15 protein-coding genes, 2 rRNA genes, 1 pseudogene and 1 riboswitch are annotated in these 19,064 nt (G+C 40.0%); of the genes and pseudogenes, 4 read left to right on the forward strand and 14 right to left on the reverse strand.

Features of this window, described 5'->3' with window-relative positions:
- Nucleotides 1–208 precede the first annotated feature (208 nt).
- From JFU18_RS13855 to JFU18_RS13865, 3 genes are all read left to right on the forward strand, one after another.
- Entirely contained in the window at nucleotides 209–592 is a 384-nt protein-coding gene (locus JFU18_RS13855; RefSeq protein WP_002167052.1) for a YgaP family membrane protein, read from the forward strand.
- A gap of 220 nt (nucleotides 593–812) precedes the next feature.
- Nucleotides 813–1,658 (forward strand): SPFH domain-containing protein, encoded by an 846-nt coding sequence (locus tag JFU18_RS13860; RefSeq protein ID WP_002063557.1) that lies wholly within the window; start codon nucleotides 813–815, stop codon nucleotides 1,656–1,658.
- Nucleotides 1,659–1,673: 15 nt separating this feature from the next.
- The gene (locus tag JFU18_RS13865; protein WP_001085171.1) at nucleotides 1,674–1,838 is read left to right on the forward strand and encodes a type II toxin-antitoxin system antitoxin; all 165 of its coding nucleotides are present in this window, start codon (nucleotides 1,674–1,676) and stop codon (nucleotides 1,836–1,838) included.
- 36 nt (nucleotides 1,839–1,874) lie between these two features.
- Here the strand turns inward: JFU18_RS13865 and purD are convergent, their stop codons facing one another.
- From purD to purE, 12 genes are all read right to left on the reverse strand, one after another.
- The gene (gene purD, locus JFU18_RS13870; protein WP_201032361.1) at nucleotides 1,875–3,146 is read right to left on the reverse strand and encodes a phosphoribosylamine--glycine ligase; all 1,272 of its coding nucleotides are present in this window, start codon (nucleotides 3,144–3,146) and stop codon (nucleotides 1,875–1,877) included.
- A gap of 378 nt (nucleotides 3,147–3,524) precedes the next feature.
- Nucleotides 3,525–5,060, reverse strand: coding sequence for a bifunctional phosphoribosylaminoimidazolecarboxamide formyltransferase/IMP cyclohydrolase (gene purH, locus JFU18_RS13875; RefSeq protein WP_002010021.1), 1,536 nt, complete (start codon nucleotides 5,058–5,060; stop codon nucleotides 3,525–3,527).
- A gap of 24 nt (nucleotides 5,061–5,084) precedes the next feature.
- Nucleotides 5,085–5,672: a phosphoribosylglycinamide formyltransferase gene (purN, locus tag JFU18_RS13880; protein ID WP_002124872.1), complete on the reverse strand. Its 588-nt coding sequence runs from the start codon at nucleotides 5,670–5,672 to the stop codon at nucleotides 5,085–5,087.
- Entirely contained in the window at nucleotides 5,669–6,709 is a 1,041-nt protein-coding gene (gene purM, locus JFU18_RS13885) for a phosphoribosylformylglycinamidine cyclo-ligase (protein ID WP_002010019.1), read from the reverse strand. Before purM ends, purN begins: the two co-directional genes overlap by 4 nt.
- A 100-nt stretch (nucleotides 6,710–6,809) precedes the next feature.
- The gene (gene purF / locus JFU18_RS13890) at nucleotides 6,810–8,225 is read right to left on the reverse strand and encodes an amidophosphoribosyltransferase (protein WP_002124870.1); all 1,416 of its coding nucleotides are present in this window, start codon (nucleotides 8,223–8,225) and stop codon (nucleotides 6,810–6,812) included.
- Entirely contained in the window at nucleotides 8,210–10,429 is a 2,220-nt protein-coding gene (gene purL, locus JFU18_RS13895) for a phosphoribosylformylglycinamidine synthase II (protein ID WP_002124868.1), read from the reverse strand. The genes purF and purL overlap by 16 nt, the downstream gene beginning before the upstream one ends.
- The gene (purQ, locus tag JFU18_RS13900) at nucleotides 10,413–11,096 is read right to left on the reverse strand and encodes a phosphoribosylformylglycinamidine synthase subunit PurQ (protein WP_000666771.1); all 684 of its coding nucleotides are present in this window, start codon (nucleotides 11,094–11,096) and stop codon (nucleotides 10,413–10,415) included. The genes purL and purQ overlap by 17 nt, the downstream gene beginning before the upstream one ends.
- Nucleotides 11,093–11,347, reverse strand: a complete 255-nt coding sequence (purS, locus tag JFU18_RS13905; RefSeq protein WP_000278823.1) for a phosphoribosylformylglycinamidine synthase subunit PurS — start codon at nucleotides 11,345–11,347, stop codon at nucleotides 11,093–11,095. Before purS ends, purQ begins: the two co-directional genes overlap by 4 nt.
- Complete coding sequence (gene purC / locus JFU18_RS13910) at nucleotides 11,340–12,059, reverse strand: phosphoribosylaminoimidazolesuccinocarboxamide synthase (protein ID WP_002029482.1); 720 nt, start codon at nucleotides 12,057–12,059, stop codon at nucleotides 11,340–11,342. The genes purS and purC overlap by 8 nt, the downstream gene beginning before the upstream one ends.
- Nucleotides 12,060–12,147: 88 nt before the next feature.
- On the reverse strand, nucleotides 12,148–13,455 hold the full coding sequence (purB, locus tag JFU18_RS13915; protein ID WP_201034634.1) for an adenylosuccinate lyase: 1,308 nt from the start codon (nucleotides 13,453–13,455) through the stop codon (nucleotides 12,148–12,150).
- Complete coding sequence (gene purK / locus JFU18_RS13920; protein WP_201034633.1) at nucleotides 13,452–14,603, reverse strand: 5-(carboxyamino)imidazole ribonucleotide synthase; 1,152 nt, start codon at nucleotides 14,601–14,603, stop codon at nucleotides 13,452–13,454. Before purK ends, purB begins: the two co-directional genes overlap by 4 nt.
- Nucleotides 14,600–15,085: a 5-(carboxyamino)imidazole ribonucleotide mutase gene (purE, locus tag JFU18_RS13925; protein WP_002167058.1), complete on the reverse strand. Its 486-nt coding sequence runs from the start codon at nucleotides 15,083–15,085 to the stop codon at nucleotides 14,600–14,602. The genes purK and purE overlap by 4 nt, the downstream gene beginning before the upstream one ends.
- A 110-nt stretch (nucleotides 15,086–15,195) precedes the next feature.
- Nucleotides 15,196–15,297: riboswitch (purine riboswitch) on the reverse strand.
- A gap of 298 nt (nucleotides 15,298–15,595) precedes the next feature.
- Here purE and JFU18_RS29875 point away from each other — a divergent pair.
- Nucleotides 15,596–15,849 (forward strand): annotated as a pseudogene (locus tag JFU18_RS29875) (hypothetical protein).
- 43 nt (nucleotides 15,850–15,892) lie between these two features.
- Here the strand turns inward: JFU18_RS29875 and rrf are convergent.
- Together rrf and JFU18_RS13935 are read right to left on the reverse strand one after the other, a co-directional pair.
- Nucleotides 15,893–16,008, reverse strand: a 5S ribosomal RNA gene (gene rrf / locus JFU18_RS13930).
- A 49-nt stretch (nucleotides 16,009–16,057) separates the two neighbouring features.
- Nucleotides 16,058–18,982 (reverse strand): 23S ribosomal RNA (locus JFU18_RS13935).
- Nucleotides 18,983–19,064 lie beyond the last annotated feature (82 nt).

The following is a 19,064-nucleotide window of genomic DNA, read 5'->3' on the forward strand; positions in this document are numbered from 1 at the left end:
AAATGCGGCAGCTATCTTTACCGGACTTTTTGAACTTCCTTTTACGCATTCTTTCATTATAACAAAAAAAGCTACCTACACACACGCCCAATCCAACATCTTTTTCAACGTCAAATGTTGGATTACATATCAAAAAACTTATACGGAATACTAACAAATGAAATAGTATTTTCTATTTCGAAGTTAATTAAAAAGGAGTGTTTTTCTAATGAAGCAAAACATCGGCACAATTAGTGCTCTAATTCGAATTACACTCGGACTCATCCTCTTCGGTTGTAGTACAGCTAAACTCGTACGTAAACCTTGGTGCACTTGGTCTAAAGTTTTGCTATGGATTGGTGCCATGAAAATTGCGGAGGGGATCGTTCGTTTCTGCCCTATTGTTGAAGCCTGTAAGTTTGGAAAATATATGAATATGAGCGCATTTAAAATGCCTAGCATGAATTTCACTGAAAAAGGACATAATAAAGAAGAAGTTAATTCAGCTTCCAGTCATGACAAGCCAAAGGCAAAGTCAGATGGAAGTTATGACACTTCTGACAAAGAGATTGAGTCAGCGATTGAAGAATTAATCCTGGCAAAACCGCTTTGAATCATTTGTCACGATGCAAGATGCTCTCAAAGGGACTTAGCTGCTGCAGTGGGCAGCTAAGTCTTCTTTATTTTACCACGAAACAGAACGTACATTCTTATTTTTACCCTTAAAACGTACATAAAAGATATCAAACAATAAAATTCAGAAAATTAGGTGTAACCCTCTTGCATGTAATGATATAAAAGTGATATCATTTTTATATCAAGGAGGCGATCATATGAAAGAAAAACAAGTATTTTATGTTAATGGATTTCTCGGCGTTATTGGAATTTTAGTTTTAGCCGCTATCGGTGTATTTTGCCTTGTACAAGAAATGTTTGTAATAGCTATTTTAGCTCTCATATTAGCATCTGTTTTAGCTACAGGTATCGGTATCGTTCAACCGAATCAAGCGAAAGTTATTACGTTCTTCGGTAGTTATTTAGGAACAATTCGTCAAAATGGTTTGTTTTTAACAATTCCATTCGCGTTTCGTCAAACTGTATCTTTACGTGTTGAAAACTTTAACAGTAAGAAATTAAAAGTAAACGATGTTGAGGGCAATCCAATTGAAATTGCAGCCGTTATCGTATATAAAGTTGTTGATTCCGCAAAAGCAATGTTTGGTGTTGAGCATTACGATCGATTCGTAGAAATTCAAAGTGAAACAGCAATCCGCCACGTTGCTACAAAATATCCTTATGATAATTTCCAAGATGAAACTTGCATCACGTTACGAGGAAATACTGAAGAGATCTCTGAAGAATTAAAGCGTGAGTTAGAAGCACGACTTGAAATCGCTGGCGTAGAAGTATTAGAAACTCGTTTAACACATTTAGCTTACGCAACAGAAATTGCCCATGCAATGCTCCAGCGTCAACAAGCAAAAGCAGTATTAGCTGCTAGAAAAGAGATTGTTGAAGGTGCTGTGAAGATGGCGAAAGATTCAATCCATATGTTAGATGAAGAAGGCGTACTGGAACTCGATGACGAGCGTAAAGCAAATATGGTGAACAATTTATTAGTTGCCATCGTTTCAGATAAAGGTGCGCAACCAGTTATTAATACAGGAAGCCTATACTAAAGGTTGTAAGTGATTATGGCCAAAAAGAAAAGCTTTCCATTACGTATTGATCCTGAATTACACGCAGTCATCGAAAAATGGGCGAATGATGAGTTTCGTAGCGTCAATGCACACATCGAGTATTTACTTCGAGAAATGGCAAAGCAAAAAGGGAAATTAAAAAAAGATAAAGATGCATAAAAATCCCGCTGAGAAATCAGCGGGATTTTTTATACATTAGCTTTTCATCATCTCATGCCCAATTGCACGATATCCTATATCACTTCGGTAAAATAAACCATCACTCTCAATTTTACCGATTTCTTTATAGACCTTATCTTTCGCTTCTTGTAAACTATTCGCCTTACAAGCAACAAATAATACACGGCCACCGTTTGTTACAAAGTCACCATGTTTCATCGCTGTACCCGCATGGAAAACTATTACATCTTGCAGTGCATCTAATCCGTTAATAATTTCACCTTTTTTATATGCTTCTGGATATCCTTTCGAAGCAAGTACGACACCAATAACTGCTTCCTTTGACCATTGTAACGTTAATTCACTTTCATCTAATACAGCGTTACATACATCAACTAAATCATTTTCTAAGCGTGGTAATACAACTTCCGTTTCAGGATCGCCAAAGCGTGCATTGAACTCAATTACCTTTGGACCATCATTTGTTAAAATAAGACCTGCGTATAAAATACCTGTAAACGAACGGTTTTCTTGGATCATCGCTTTAGCAGTTGGATGTAATACTGTTTGAATCGCTTCTTGAACCGCTGACTCCAGAATTTGTGGTACTGGGGAATATGCACCCATTCCGCCTGTATTTGGACCTTTATCAGCATCAAAAGCTCGTTTATGATCTTGAGCAATTACCATCGGATGCACAGTTGTTCCATTTACGAATGCCATTAATGAAAATTCTTGTCCATCTAGAAACTCCTCAATAACGACCTTCTTGCTTGCTTCACCGAATTTCACATCTTGCAGCATTTCTTTCACAGCTTGTAATGCATCTTCAAGCGTCATTGCTACTGTTACACCTTTACCAGCAGCTAACCCATCTGCCTTAATTACGATCGGTGCACCAACTTTCTGAATGTACTTTACTGCCTCTTCATAGTCTGTAAAAGTTTCATATGCCGCAGTTGGAATATCATACTTTTTCATCAATTCTTTTGTAAAAGCTTTACTACCTTCAATAACCGCAGCCGCTTTATTAGGACCAAATACACGAAGGCCCTCTTCCTTAAAACGATCCACGATTCCGTTCATAAGTGGAATCTCTGGTCCAACGAAAGTTAATTCAACATTCTTCTCTTTTGCAAATAAGACTAATGCATCGAAATCATTCTCATCAATATCAACTGGTGTTGCAACATCTCGCATACCTTCATTACCTGGCGCTACATATACTTTTTCTACCTTTTCAGATTGTGCAAATTTCCAAGCTAAAGCATGCTCACGTCCACCACGGCCAATTACTAAAACATTCATATTTCATCCCCCAATAATTAAATAAGTACAAACTAGAAGCTATGCTCCTAGTTTGTTTTCATATCAATAAAAGGTTAAAAAGGAGGATCAAGAGAACCGAGCAGGTCGAGGCGCATTTGCCAGGAGGACACGGAGTGTAGCTTTCCTACATGAGTACCGCACTGGCTATGCAACGATGACATGCGACAGTTATCTTGACCGGACTTTTTTAACAACCGTATCAATAGAAAGTTAAAAAGGAGGATCAAGAGAACCGAGCAGGTCAAGGCGCATTTGCCAGGAGGACACGGAGTGTAGCTTTCCTACATGAGTACCGCACTGGCATTGCAACGACGACATGCGACAGTTATCTTGACCGGACTTTTTTAACATCCTCTATTAGTGTTTGAAATGACGTACGCCAGTGAACACCATAGTAATCCCATACGCATCTGCCATTTTAATAGAATCTTCATCACGAATCGATCCGCCTGGTTGGATGATTGCTGTAATTCCAGCTTTTGCTGCTTCTTCTACTGTATCTGGCATTGGGAAGAAAGCATCAGATGCAAGTGCGCTACCTTGTGCTTTTTCGCCAGCTTGTGTAATTGCGATTTTTGCAGAACCTACACGGTTCATCTGTCCCGCGCCTACACCAACTGTCATGTTATCATTCGCTAAAACAATTGCATTTGATTTCACATGTTTTACAACTTTCCAAGCTAGTTTTAAATCTTTCCATTCTTGCTCTGATGGTTCACGTTTCGTTGGAATTGAAATTGCGTCCTCATCTAATGATAACGTATCTTCTTCTTGAACAAGAAGACCACCTTGTACAGAAGTTAGTTTTTTGCTTGCACTTGTCGCTTTTTCAATATTTACAGTTAGTAAGCGTAAGTTCTTCTTACTTTGCAACACTTCTAAAGCTTCTTGCGAGAACGAAGGAGCGATAACAATTTCTAAGAAAATTTCGTGTAACTTTTCTGCTGTAGCTTTATCAATTTCACGATTTGCTGCAATAATACCGCCGAAGATTGATACTGGATCCGCTTCATAAGCACGAGTATATGCTTCGTGAATATCAGTTCCTACTCCAACACCACATGGATTCATATGTTTTACCGCTACTACTGCTGGTTCTGTAAATTCTTTCACGATGCTAAGTGCTGCATCCGCATCGTTGATATTGTTATAAGATAATTCTTTACCATGTAATTGTTCTGCATATGCAACAGAAGAAGTTGCTGCGAATGGCGCTTTATAGAACGTTGCTTTTTGATGTGGATTTTCGCCATAGCGTAAATCTTGTTTTTTCTCAAATGTCACCGTTACTGTTTCAGGGCTTTCTTCGCCCATTTGCTTTGTTAAGTAGTTAGAAATTAACGCATCATATGCCGCTGTATGACGGAATACTTTCGCTGCTAATTTACGTTTCGTTTCCTCTGTTACTTCACCGTTCTCTTTCAGTTCTGCTAATACAACATCATAATCTACTGGATCTACAATTACCGATACAAATTTATGATTTTTCGCAGCAGAGCGAATCATTGTTGGGCCACCGATATCAATATTTTCAATTGCATCAGCAAATGTTACATCAGGCTTAGCGATTGTTTCTTTAAATGGGTATAAGTTAACAACAACAAAGTCAATTGGCTCCATACCTAATTCATTCATTTGCGCTACATGCATTTCATTATCACGAACTGCTAATAGACCACCATGAATATTTGGATGTAATGTTTTTACACGACCATCCATAATTTCTGGGAAACCAGTTACTTCAGAAATACCAATTACTTGCAAGCCGTTTTCTTCTAATAATTTTTTCGTACCACCTGTTGAAATGACTTCAATCCCTTGTTCAAGTAAACCTTTAACAAATTCTACTACTCCTGTTTTATCTGAAACACTTACTAATGCACGCTTTTTCATTTATCCTTCACCCCTGGTTGTATGTTAGTTAACAGTTGGTTTTTTCACAGACTGAACAATTTGATTCACTGTATTTACGTATAATTTATGTTCAACTTGTTGAATTTTCTTTTGTAAGCTTTCTCTCGTATCCCCTTCAGAAACAACTACTGCTTCTTGCGCAATAATTGGACCTGTATCCATACCTGCATCTACATAGTGAATCGTTACTCCGGTTACTTTCACACCCGCTTCTAACGCTTGACCAACAGCATCTTTCCCTGGAAAACTCGGTAGTAGTGATGGATGAATATTAATAATTTTCCCGCCGTACGCTTCTAGTAAAGTCGTTCCAATTAAACGCATATATCCAGCTAAAATAACATAATCAATTTCATACTCTTCTAGCTTTTTTAATATCTCTTTTTCAAATGCTTCTTTTGACTCATATGCTTTCGCTGAAAAGGAAAAACACGGAATATGGTGATAATGTGCCCGTCCAATAGCGCGTGCCTCTGGTTTATCACATACTAATAAACTAATATCTGCATCCAATATTTTGTCTTCTACCGCATTAATGAGAGATTGAAAGTTTGAGCCGCTCCCAGAAGCAAAAACTGCTAATCTACTCATACTTCTGTTCCCTCAATAAAGGTAACACCAGACCCTTGTACAGTGTGTCCAATAATATGAGCTTTCTCGCCTTGTTCCTCAAGAAGACGAACAATATCTTTTGCCTCTTCTTCCTTTACTGCTACTACCATACCAATACCCATGTTAAAAATATTGAACATTTCTTTCTCTTCTAGTTTTCCAACCTCTTGAAGTAAACTAAAAATCGGTTGAACTTGCCAAGATCCTAATTCAATTTCCGCACCGATTCCTTCTGGCAACATACGTGGAATATTTTCAATGAACCCGCCACCTGTAATATGCGCCATACCGTATACTTCATGTTTCTTCAATAGTTCTAAAATAGGTTTGACATAAATTTTCGTTGGTTTTAATAATTCTTCACCAAGAGGTAGTTCTAGGCGGCCGTAAATACGGTCTAAAGATAGTTCTCCATCTTCTAGTAGCACTTTTCTTACTAAAGAATAACCGTTACTATGAATACCGCTAGATGCTAAGCCAATTAATACGTGACCAGCTTCAATTTTTTCACCTGTTACAATTTTCTTTTTATCAACAATTCCAACTGTAAAACCAGCTAAATCGTATTCTTCTGTAGAATACATTCCTGGCATTTCAGCTGTTTCTCCACCAATTAATGCACAACCAGCTTGGCGACAGCCCTCTGATATTCCTTTGACGATGTTTTCAATTTTACTAGGTTCAGCTTTACCACAAGCAATATAATCAAGGAAGAAAAGCGGCTCTGCTCCTTGGACAACAATATCATTTACACACATTGCTACTGCATCAATACCAATTGTGTCATGTTTATCTGCCATAAAAGCGAGCATCAATTTCGTTCCCACGCCATCTGTTCCAGATACTAATACAGGTTCTTCTAATGCAAATTTTGATAGATCAAACATACCTCCAAAACCGCCTAAACCGCCTAGCACTTCTTTTCTCATAGTTGTTTGTACGTGTTTTTTCATGCGAGATACCGCTTCATATCCAGCTTCAATATCTACTCCTGCTTGCTTATATGCATTCGCCATCGTTTTTTACACCTCGTCTTTTAATTTCTCCCCATCCAGGGCGGCCGTTTTAAGAAAGAAGCTAGCTTCTACATCAAAAGAAGTAGAAGCTTTTTTCTTCTTATTTCATACTTTCTAAAAGCTCTTGCTCATAATCATAAAGAGCTGTTGGATAGTCTCCATTGAAGTAAGCCATACATAGACCACCGTATTTTCCTTCATATGGGCGTCCAATTGCATCTACTAATCCATCTTCACTTAAAAATGTTAGTGAATCTGCTCCGATGATTTGACGGATTTCTTCTATTGAATTATTTGCTGCGATTAATTCTTTTCTCGTTTGAATATCAATGCCATAGAAGCATGGATACTTAAGAGGTGGTGAAGCAATTCTTACATGGACTTCTGTCGCTCCAGCCTCGCGAAGCATACGAACAATTCGTTTACTTGTCGTTCCTCTTACGATAGAATCGTCAATCATAACAACTCGTTTTCCTTCAACTACGCCTCTTACTGCTGAAAGCTTCATCTTAACCCCTTGCTCACGCAGTTCTTGAGAAGGTTGAATAAACGTACGTCCAACGTAACGATTTTTAATTAACCCTAACTCATACGGAATTCCTGTCGCCTCCGCATAACCAATTGCTGCTGAAATACTAGAGTCTGGTACACCAGTAACAACATCAGCTTCAATAGGAGCTTCCGCCGCTAAACGTTTCCCCATGTTTTTACGTGCTGCATGAACATTAATACCAGCTATATTAGAATCTGGACGTGCAAAGTAAATGTATTCCATACTGCAAATCGCATGGTCTACTTCATTTGTAAAACGATCTACGTGAATTCCTTCATCATTGATAATAAGCAATTCACCAGGTTCTACATCACGAATGTATGTTGCACCAACTACATCGAAAGCACATGTTTCCGATGCTACAACGTAAGCATCCCCCATCTTTCCAATTGAAAGAGGACGGAATCCATTTGGATCTAGCGCAACGATCATTTCATTTCCAGTTAGTAAAAGATATGCAAACGCTCCTTTCACTTTATTTAGAGCCTCTTTTACACTATCAATTAAAGAATCTTTTGTACTACGCTTAATGAGGTGTAAAAGTACTTCTGTATCTGAACTTGTTTGAAAAATACTTCCCTCTGCCTCTAATTCACGACGAAGCATTTTTGCATTAATTAAATTTCCGTTATGAGCTAACGCCATGCTATGATCGGAAAAACGGAATAATAATGGTTGAACGTTAGCAACTTCACTTCCACCAGCTGTTGCATATCGTACGTGTCCAATTGCTGATTTCCCGTTTAATCCCTCTAGCTCACCTCTTGAAAACACTTCTGATATTAAACCTAACCCCTTGTGACCGATGATTTTTTCCCCATTATTTACAACAATGCCTGCGCCCTCTTGCCCACGGTGCTGCAAACTGTGCAATCCGTAGTACGAAACTTGTGCTGCATTTTCATGCCCCCAAATTCCAAAAACGCCACATTCTTCATTTAACCCCTTTATTTCAGCAAGCATGGGATTGCCCCTTTCCAAGCCTTTCTCATTTCATCTACATTTGCTGTAAGTAATACTTCATTTTCTTCATTATGAATTGTTACTTCATTTGTATTTGTCACTTCTCCAACTTGAATTGCTTCAACCACTTTCTCAAATGCTTCTTTATTTTCACGTTTTACGGTTATAACGAAGCGCGATTGTGATTCTGCAAATAATACTGCTGTTGCTTCTCCGTCTAATTTCACAGTAGCACCTAAACCGTTAGCACCAATTGCACTTTCAGTAATTGCAACTGCTAAACCACCTTCTGCAACATCATGTGCAGATTGAACAAGGCCAGCTTGAATTGCTGCTAGTACTTGCTTTTGGCGTTTTAATTCTACATCTAGATCGATGCTTGGTGATTGACCGAAAATTTTTCCGTAGATCATTTTCTGTAATTCACTTCCACCAAACTCAGCTTTCGTCTCTCCAATTACATAAACTAAATCGCCAGCTTGTTTAAATTCTTGTGTTGTTACGTGTTTTAAATCGTGTACAAGTCCAACCATCCCAACAGTTGGTGTTGGATATACAGCTTCACCACTACGCTCGTTATACATTGATACATTCCCGCCGATAACTGGCGTTTGTAACTTGCGGCAAGCTTCACTCATACCGTCTACTGATTTCTCAATTTGCCAGAAAATCTCTGGTTTTTCTGGGTTACCGAAGTTTAAGCAATCTGTAATTGCAAGTGGCTCCCCGCCAGAACATACGATATTACGTGCTGCCTCTGCTACTGCAATTTTACCGCCCACTTCTGGATCTAAATAAATGTAGCGAGAGTTACAATCTGTCGTCATTGCTAATCCTTTTTCTGTACCGCGTACACGTATAACCGCTGCATCTGAACCTGGTGTAACGATTGTGCTAGTGCGCACTTGATAATCATATTGATCATATACCCACTCTTTACTTGCAATCGTTGGTTGTTGTAATAAAGATAATAACGTTTCTTTATAATCTTCTACTTTTGGTGTTTCCATTTTCATCTGCTGGAACTCAGCAAAGTATGCTGCTTCTTTTGACGGTTTATGATAAATTGGTGCTTCTTCTGCAAGAGCATCCGCTGGTACTTCAGCTACCATTTCATCTTTATGGAATAAGCGAAGCATTTTATCTTCAGTTACTTTCCCCATCGTAACTGCTGCAAGACCATACTTCTCAAATAAATCTACTATTTCTTGCTCTCTACCTTTTTTCACAACGATTAACATACGCTCTTGTGATTCAGATAACATCATTTCATATGGAGTCATGCCAGTTTCACGCTGCGGTACATCATCTAAGTACATTTCAATACCCATACCTGCTTTACTTGCCATTTCTGCAGAAGATGATGTTAAACCAGCAGCTCCCATATCTTGAATTCCAACAAGTGCATCAGACTGAATAAGTTCTAAACATGCTTCAATAAGAAGTTTTTCCATAAATGGATCCCCTACTTGAACTGCCGGACGCTTCGCTTCTGAGCTTTCAGATAACTCTTCAGATGCGAATGTTGCACCGTGAATACCATCACGACCAGTTGATGCTCCTACATACATTACTGTATTACCAGCACCATGTGCTTGCCCTTTTTTAATATCTTCATGATTAATTAGGCCTACACACATTGCATTTACAAGTGGATTTCCTTCATAACATGGATCAAACTGTACTTCGCCGCCAACAGTAGGAATACCGATGCAGTTACCGTATCCTGCGATTCCTGCTACTACTTCTTCGAATAAATATTTCACACGTGGTGATTGTAATTCACCGAAACGAAGTGAGTTTAATAGAGCTACCGGACGTGCGCCCATAGAGAATACATCGCGAATAATACCACCGACACCTGTTGCTGCCCCTTGATATGGCTCAATTGCAGAAGGATGGTTATGACTTTCCATTTTAAATACCACCGCTTGATTATCACCGATATCTACAATTCCAGCGCCTTCTCCAGGTCCTTGTAAGACACGCTCACCTGTCGTTGGAAACTTACGAAGAACTGGCTTTGAATTTTTATAACTACAATGTTCAGACCACATAACAGAGAATAGTCCCGTTTCTGTATAATTCGGCAAACGGCCTAAAATCTTTTCAACCATGGCAAACTCTTCGTCTGTTAGCCCCATTTCCGCATATATACGCTCTTCTTTAATTTGTGTTGGATTTGGCTCAAGCATTAACGACATATGTTTCCCTCCACTGTTTTAAGATAGATTGAAAGACTTTTAAACCTTCAGCACCGCCAAGTAATTCATCTACAGCACGCTCTGGGTGTGGCATCATACCAAGAACATTTCCTTTTTCATTTACAATACCCGCAATATCTGAAACGCTTCCATTCGGATTTTCTACGTAACGGAATGCGATTTGATTATTCTCTTCTAATTGTTTAAGAGTCGCTTCATCACAATAGTAATTTCCTTCGCCATGTGCAATTGGAATATTAATTACTTCATCTTTTTCATATTGTGATGTAAACATCGTTTCATTATTTTCAACACGTAACTGAACCGTACGGCACATAAATTTCAAGTTTTCGTTTCTCATTAATGCTCCTGGTAGTAATCCTGATTCAACAAGAATCTGGAATCCATTACACACTCCTAAAATTGGCTTTCCTTGCTCAGCAGCTTTTTGCACTGCTTTCATTGCGTTAGCAAAGCGAGAGATAGCACCACAACGTAAATAGTCACCGTAAGAGAATCCACCTGGTAGTAAAATTGCATCATATTCATCTAAATTCTCTCTATCGTGCCAAACGTAATCTACTTCTTCACCAAGCTCATCTTTAATTGCATGGAACATATCGACATCACAGTTCGAACCTGGGAATACTATGACTGCAAATTTCACTGTGCGACAACCTCCTCAACTTCATAACGGAAGTCTTCCATTACAACGTTTGCTAATAATTTTTCACACATTTCTTTTACCTTGCTATCCAGATCAGATACTGATTTATCAATTGTTAATTCCATATATTTTCCGATTCGAACGTCTTGTACTTCTGTAAATGAAAGACTATGAAGTGCTCCCTTTACCGCAGTTCCTTGTGGATCTAATACACTTTCTCTTAACGTTACATATACCTTAACTTTATACATGTGAAGCTCCCCCTAAACGTTTTAAAATTTCTTCATATGCTTCTGTTAAATTCCCAAGATCACGACGGAATACATCTTTATCAAATTTTTCATTGCTCGTTTCATCCCATAAACGGCAAGTATCTGGTGAAATTTCATCTGCTAATATGATTTCCCCTTCTTCTGTTACGCCAAACTCTAATTTAAAATCTACTAATCTTACACGACAGCTTGCGAAATGCTCAATCATCACTTGATTGATTTGTAGAGCTGCATCTCGTAATACGCTTACTTGCTCTGGTGTTGCAACATTTAACAAACGAATATGATCTTCCGTTACAAGTGGATCTCCTAAATCATCATCTTTGTAGTAAAATTCTACGATTGGTGTTGTAAGAGCAGTTCCTTCTTCCATTCCTAGTCTTTTTGAAAGACTACCTGCAATTACGTTTCTTGTGACAACTTCTAATGGAATAATACTCACCTTTTTGACAAGTTGTTCTGTATCAGATAACTTCTCCACAAAGTGTGTTTTAATTCCAACTTCTTGTAACTTTCTGAACAATAAAGTTGTAATCTCATTGTTCAAACGACCTTTTCCTGTAATTGTCGCTTTTTTCTCCCCATTGAAAGCAGTCGCACTATCTTTGTACTCTACCCAAACCATATCTGCTGCTTCTGTACGATAAATTCTTTTTGCCTTACCTTCATACAGCAATTCTAGCTTTTGCATTTCGCAAGCCCCCTGTAGTTTGAAAAATGTGAATAATATTTTTATAAAGAATGGCACAGAATGACTCTATTCTGTGCCATATGAAATTTTACGCTTCGTTTAATCCAAGGCGTTCAAAGATTGTATCAACGTGTTGCATATGATGTTCATAATTGAAACATTCGTTAATTTCTTCTTGCGTTAACTTACTTGTAATACGCTCGTCAGATTCTACAAGCTCTTTAAATTGTACTTGTGTTTCCCAAGCTTCCATTGCTTTAGGCTGTACGATATCATAAGCTTCTTCACGTACCAGACCTTTGTCAATTAGTGTAAGCATTACGCGCTGAGAGTAAATTAAGCCGTATGTTCTTGTCATATTGCGTTTCATATTCTCTGGGAATACAGTTAAGTTTTTAACGATATTACCAAAGCGATTTAACATGTAATTTAACGCGATTGTAGCATCTGGTAAAATTACGCGTTCTGCAGAAGAGTGAGAGATATCACGCTCATGCCATAACGGAACATTCTCGTAAGCTGTCATCATATAACCGCGGATAACACGAGCTAAACCAGTCATATTTTCAGATCCAATTGGATTACGTTTATGTGGCATTGCAGAAGAACCTTTTTGACCTTTTGCAAAAGCCTCTTCAACTTCACGTGTTTCACTCTTTTGTAAACCACGAATCTCAACTGCCATCTTTTCAACAGATGTTGCGATTAGTGCAAGTGTTGACATGTAATGTGCATGACGATCACGTTGCAATGTTTGTGTTGAAATTGGTGCTGCTTCTAATCCTAAGTTTTCACAAACATACTTTTCTACGAATGGATCAATATTTGCATATGTACCAACCGCACCAGATAATTTACCAACGCGAACTGTATCAGCAGCTTTTTTGAAACGCTCTACGTTACGTTTCATTTCTTCATACCAAAGACCAAGTTTTAAACCAAATGTTGTTGGCTCTGCATGTACACCGTGTGTTCTTCCCATCATGATCGTGTATTTATGCTCTTTCGCTTTATTAGCTAAAATACTAACAAAGTTTTCTAAGTCTTTTAACAAGATTTCATTTGCTTGTTTTAAGATATAAGATAACGCTGTATCTACTACGTCTGTAGATGTTAAACCGTAATGAACCCATTTACGTTCCTCGCCTAATGTTGGTGTTTCTGATACAGCACGAGTGAAAGCAACTACGTCATGACGTGTTTCTTTTTCAATTTCATAAATACGATCAATATCAAATGATGCATGTTCACGAATTTTTTTCACATCTTCTTTTGGAATATCGCCAAGCTCAGCCCATGCTTCACACGCTAAAATCTCAACTTCTAACCACGCTTTAAATTTGTTCTCTTCCGTCCAAATCGCACCCATTTCAGGGCGTGTATAACGATTAATCATCTTTTTCCCTCCAACAGTTGTTCTTGATGGTCCCAAATATGCAAACTCTTCGCTTTTTCTAGAGCGACTTCAATATTATCATTTAAAATATTAACATGCCCCATTTTTCGCTGTGCTTTTGCTTCTTCTTTTCCATACAAGTGTAAATAGCACCCGGTTAGTCTATTCACTTGTCCTAGGACCCCTTCTATATGTTCGCCTAAAATGTTAACCATGACAACTGGTTTTAACAAATTTGTTTCTCCAAGAGGTAAATTACAGATTGCTCGAATATGTTGACCAAATTGACTCGTTTCACATGCATCCTGTGTATAGTGTCCTGAATTGTGAGGTCTTGGTGCTAATTCATTAATGTAAATCTCACCGTCAGCTGTAGCAAACATCTCTACCGCTAGTGTTCCCACAAGTTCTAGTTCATCCGCAAGTACCTTTGCGTAAGCAATTGCTTTTTGAGAAAGTTCTTCTGTAATGCGGGCTGGAACGATAGATTCATGCAAAATGTTATTTACATGAATATTTTCCGCTACCGGAAATACTTTCGTTTCACCACTTACACTACGAATTACAATAACTGATACTTCTTTTTCAAAGGGCACCCATTTTTCTAGAATGCACTCTGCTTTATTAGTAAGTTCTTTTGCTCTCCCAACATCAGCTTCACTCTTTAAAACCACTTGCCCTTTACCATCGTATCCACCTGTCGTTGTTTTTAAGACAGAAGGGAAAGATAACTCTTTAATTGCTTCTGTAAGTTGATCTTGATTTTGAACCAATCTATACGATGCTACTGGTAACCCAGCTTTTTCAATTGCATTCTTTTCTGTAAAACGATTTTGCGTTTTATTTAACAACTGACTACCTTGTGGTAAGTAAGCATGTTTTTCAAGCCATTGTAAACATCTATAATCAATATTCTCAAATTCATATGTGACAACGTCGCTTATCTCTGCTAAATGCTGAATTGCTTTTAAATCGTCATATGGTGCAACGACTTCAACATCAGCAACTTGTGCACATGGTGAATGCTTTGTAGGATCTAAAACAGCAATTTTATAACCCATTTCCTTAGCTGCCAACGCCATCATTCTTCCAAGCTGGCCGCCTCCAATAATGCCGATTGTTTTTCCAGGTAAAATGATTCTCGTCATACTAGCTCACTACCTTCACGCACAGTTTTCTCAATAGCTTCTCGTCTCAACTCTAATGCATCATGTATATCATCATGAAATGATCCAAGTATTTGTGCAGCAAGTAATCCAGCATTCGTTGAACCAGCCTTACCAATTGCAACAGTTGCAACTGGAACCCCTCCTGGCATTTGGACAATGGATAATAACGAATCTAGGCCGTTTAACGCCTTTGATTGAACTGGAACACCAATTACAGGAAGATTTGTCTTCGCTGCAACCATTCCTGGTAAATGCGCTGCTCCACCAGCTCCAGCAATAATAACTTTTACTCCACGTTCACGAGCTGTTTCTGCATATTCAAACATATAATCCGGAGTCCGATGAGCGGATACAACTTTTTTCTCATACGGTATATTTAATTCATCTAAAATGTCACAAGCATATTTCATTGTTTCCCAGTCTGACGTGCTTCCCATTATGACTCCAACTAGTGATTTCATATTAGAATCCCCCCGATTCAAATAAAAAAAGCCTGAAATAGAACAGTTTCTCTTTTACTATGAGAGAAAGTGCTCTACTCAGGCATACGTATCCCTTGTGAATAGAAAAATACCGAGTGACTTTCCCTCATAGTCTAACGAATAACGGTCGTTAGGTAGAGACTTGCAGGCCATATCCCCGCGATTATATGAGGTCTTATATATTATTGTTTCTATGGCTATATTAACAATATTTCATAAACAATGTCAATAAATAATCGAATGTTTTTTTATTAGTCATCGATAACGTTCGTGTTTTAGTTATATTCAAAAGAAGAATTGCAACTATATGCAAGAAGGAAAGGGAATTAGAATATATATTTCTAGAGATCTATTTTACGTATAACTATTTATATAATACTTCAGTATGTTTTAATCAATATATATACTCTCTTGTGTTCTATACATCGATAGAACTTATATTATAACGATTTAATTTCAAAGGAGGAATAACCGTGAAAAAAAATAACTGTGCTATTATCCTATTTATTTTTCTCTATCGCAGTAATTGCTGTAATTATTGAATGCTTATTTATATCATCCCATTTTTTCTACTCTCATTATTATGATAGAAATAATCTTTCCTATTCTTAGGGATTATTTTAGGAGCATTCGAAAAATCCGGAGCACAAAAAATCATTACCATTATTTTAAACTGCATCTATTTCATTCTTTTTTCGTCTTTAAGATTATTAAATTTATGGATTTTAACCTTCGGTAAATAAAAATAAACACAAAAAAACCTAAGTCGAAACGACTTAGGTTTTTGCTTGGCGACGTCCTACTCTCACAGGGACAAGGTCCCAACTACCATCGGCGCTAGAGAGCTTAACTTCCGTGTTCGGTATGGGAACGGGTGTGACCTCTCTGCCATCATCACCAAACTGATGAAGGTATATTCCTTCAAAACTAGATAACATTGCTTCATATTATATGGTTAAGTCCTCGATCTATTAGTATTCGTCAGCTCCACATGTCACCATGCTTCCACCTCGAACCTATCAACCTGATCATCTTTCAGGGATCTTACTAGCTTACGCTATGGGAAATCTCATCTTGAGGGGGGCTTCATGCTTAGATGCTTTCAGCACTTATCCCTTCCGCACATAGCTACCCAGCTATGCCCTTGGCAGAACAACTGGTACACCAGCGGTGCGTCCATCCCGGTCCTCTCGTACTAAGGACAGCTCCTCTCAAATTTCCTGCGCCCACGACGGATAGGGACCGAACTGTCTCACGACGTTCTGAACCCAGCTCGCGTACCGCTTTAATGGGCGAACAGCCCAACCCTTGGGACCGACTACAGCCCCAGGATGCGATGAGCCGACATCGAGGTGCCAAACCTCCCCGTCGATGTGGACTCTTGGGGGAGATAAGCCTGTTATCCCCGGGGTAGCTTTTATCCGTTGAGCGATGGCCCTTCCATGCGGAACCACCGGATCACTAAGCCCGACTTTCGTCCCTGCTCGACTTGTAGGTCTCGCAGTCAAGCTCCCTTATGCCTTTGCACTCTACGAATGATTTCCAACCATTCTGAGGGAACCTTTGGGCGCCTCCGTTACACTTTAGGAGGCGACCGCCCCAGTCAAACTGCCCACCTGACACTGTCTCCCGGGTCGATAAGACCCGTAGGTTAGAATTTCAATACAGTCAGGGCGGTATCCCACCGCTGCCTCCACCGAAGCTAGCGCTCCGGTTTCAATGGCTCCCGCCTATCCTGTACAAACTGTACCAAAATTCAATATCAGGCTACAGTAAAGCTCCACGGGGTCTTTCCGTCCTGTCGCGGGTAACCTGCATCTTCACAGGTACTATAATTTCACCGAGTCTCTGGTTGAGACAGTGCCCAAATCGTTACACCTTTCGTGCGGGTCGGAACTTACCCGACAAGGAATTTCGCTACCTTAGGACCGTTATAGTTACGGCCGCCGTTTACTGGGGCTTCAGTTCAGAGCTTCGCTTACGCTAACCCCTCTCCTTAACCTTCCGAAGCACCGGGCAGGTGTCAGCCCCTATACTTCGCCTTACGGCTTCGCAGAGACCTGTGTTTTTGCTAAACAGTCGCTTGGGCCTATTCACTGCGGCTTTCCGTTAAGAAAGCACCCCTTCTCCCGAAGTTACGGGGTCATTTTGCCGAGTTCCTTAACCAGAGTTCTCTCGCACACCTTAGGATTCTCTCCTCGCCTACCTGTGTCGGTTTGCGGTACAGGCACCTTTTATCTCGCTAGAAGCTTTTCTTGGCAGCGGGGAATCAAAGACTTCGCTCCATAAGGAGCTTCCCCATCACAGCTCAGCCTTCACGATAAGCGGATTTGCCTACTTATCAGCCTAACTGCTTGGACGTGCACAACCAATCGCACGCTTCTTCTATCCTTCTGCGTCCCTCCATTGCTCAAACGATAAAGAGGTGGTACAGGAATATCAACCTGTTGTCCATCGCCTACGCCTGTCGGCCTCGGCTTAGGTCCTGACTAACCCTGAGCGGACGAGCCTTCCTCAGGAAACCTTAGGCATTCGGTGGACGGGATTCTCACCCGTCTTTCGCTACTCATACCGGCATTCTCACTTCTAAGCGCTCCACCAGTCCTTCCGGTCTGACTTCACTGCACTTAGAACGCTCCCCTACCACTGATACCATTGGTATCAATTCGCAGCTTCGGTGGTGTATTTAGCCCCGGTACATTTTCGGCGCAGAGTCACTCGACTAGTGAGCTATTACGCACTCTTTAAATGGTGGCTGCTTCTGAGCCAACATCCTAGTTGTCTAAGCAACTCCACATCCTTTTCCACTTAATACACACTTTGGGACCTTAGCTGGCGATCTGGGCTGTTTCCCTCTTGACTACGGATCTTATCACTCGCAGTCTGACTCCTAAGGATAAGTCATTGGCATTCGGAGTTTGACTGAATTCGGTAATCCGATGAGGACCCCTAGTTCAATCAGTGCTCTACCTCCAAGACTCTTACACTTAAGGCTAGCCCTAAAGCTATTTCGGGGAGAACCAGACTATCTCCAGGTTCGATTGGAATTTCTCCGCTACCCACACCTCATCCCCGCACTTTTCAACGTGCGTGGGTTCGGGCCTCCATTCAGTGTTACCTGAACTTCACCCTGGACATGGGTAGATCACCTGGTTTCGGGTCTACGACCACGTACTAAACGCCCTATTCAGACTCGCTTTCGCTGCGGCTCCGCCTCTTCAGCTTAACCTCGCACGGGATCGTAACTCGCCGGTTCATTCTACAAAAGGCACGCCATCACCCATTAACGGGCTCTGACTATTTGTAGGCACACGGTTTCAGGATCTCTTTCACTCCCCTTCCGGGGTGCTTTTCACCTTTCCCTCACGGTACTGGTTCACTATCGATCACTAGGGAGTATTTAGCCTTGGGAGATGGTCCTCCCAGATTCCGACGGAATTTCACGTGTTCCGCCGTACTCAGGATACATTCAAGAGAGAACGAAGTTTCGACTACGGGGTTATTACCCTCTGTGACGGACCTTTCCAGGTCGCTTCGTCTACCTCGTTCCTTTGTAACTCCGTATAGAATGTCCTACAACCCCAAGAGGCAAGCCTCTTGGTTTGGGCTAGATTCCGTTTCGCTCGCCGCTACTCAGGAAATCGCATTTGCTTTCTCTTCCTCCAGGTACTTAGATGTTTCAGTTCCCTGGGTCTGTCTTCCATACCCTATGTATTCAGGTAAGGATACCATACCATTACGTATAGTGGGTTTCCCCATTCGGAAATCTTCGGATCAAAGCTTACTTACAGCTCCCCGAAGCATATCGGCGTTAGTCCCGTCCTTCATCGACTCCTAGTGTCAAGGCATCCACCGTGCGCCCTTTCTAACTTAACCAAACTAAAATTAAAAAAATATGAGCTACACTGTTATCTAGTTTTCAAAGAACATACATTTAAACTTGAGAGATAGTTCTCTC

This window comes from Bacillus sp. TH22, from assembly GCF_016651015.1.
GTDB classification, from domain to species: Bacteria; Bacillota; Bacilli; order Bacillales; family Bacillaceae_G; genus Bacillus_A; species Bacillus_A mycoides.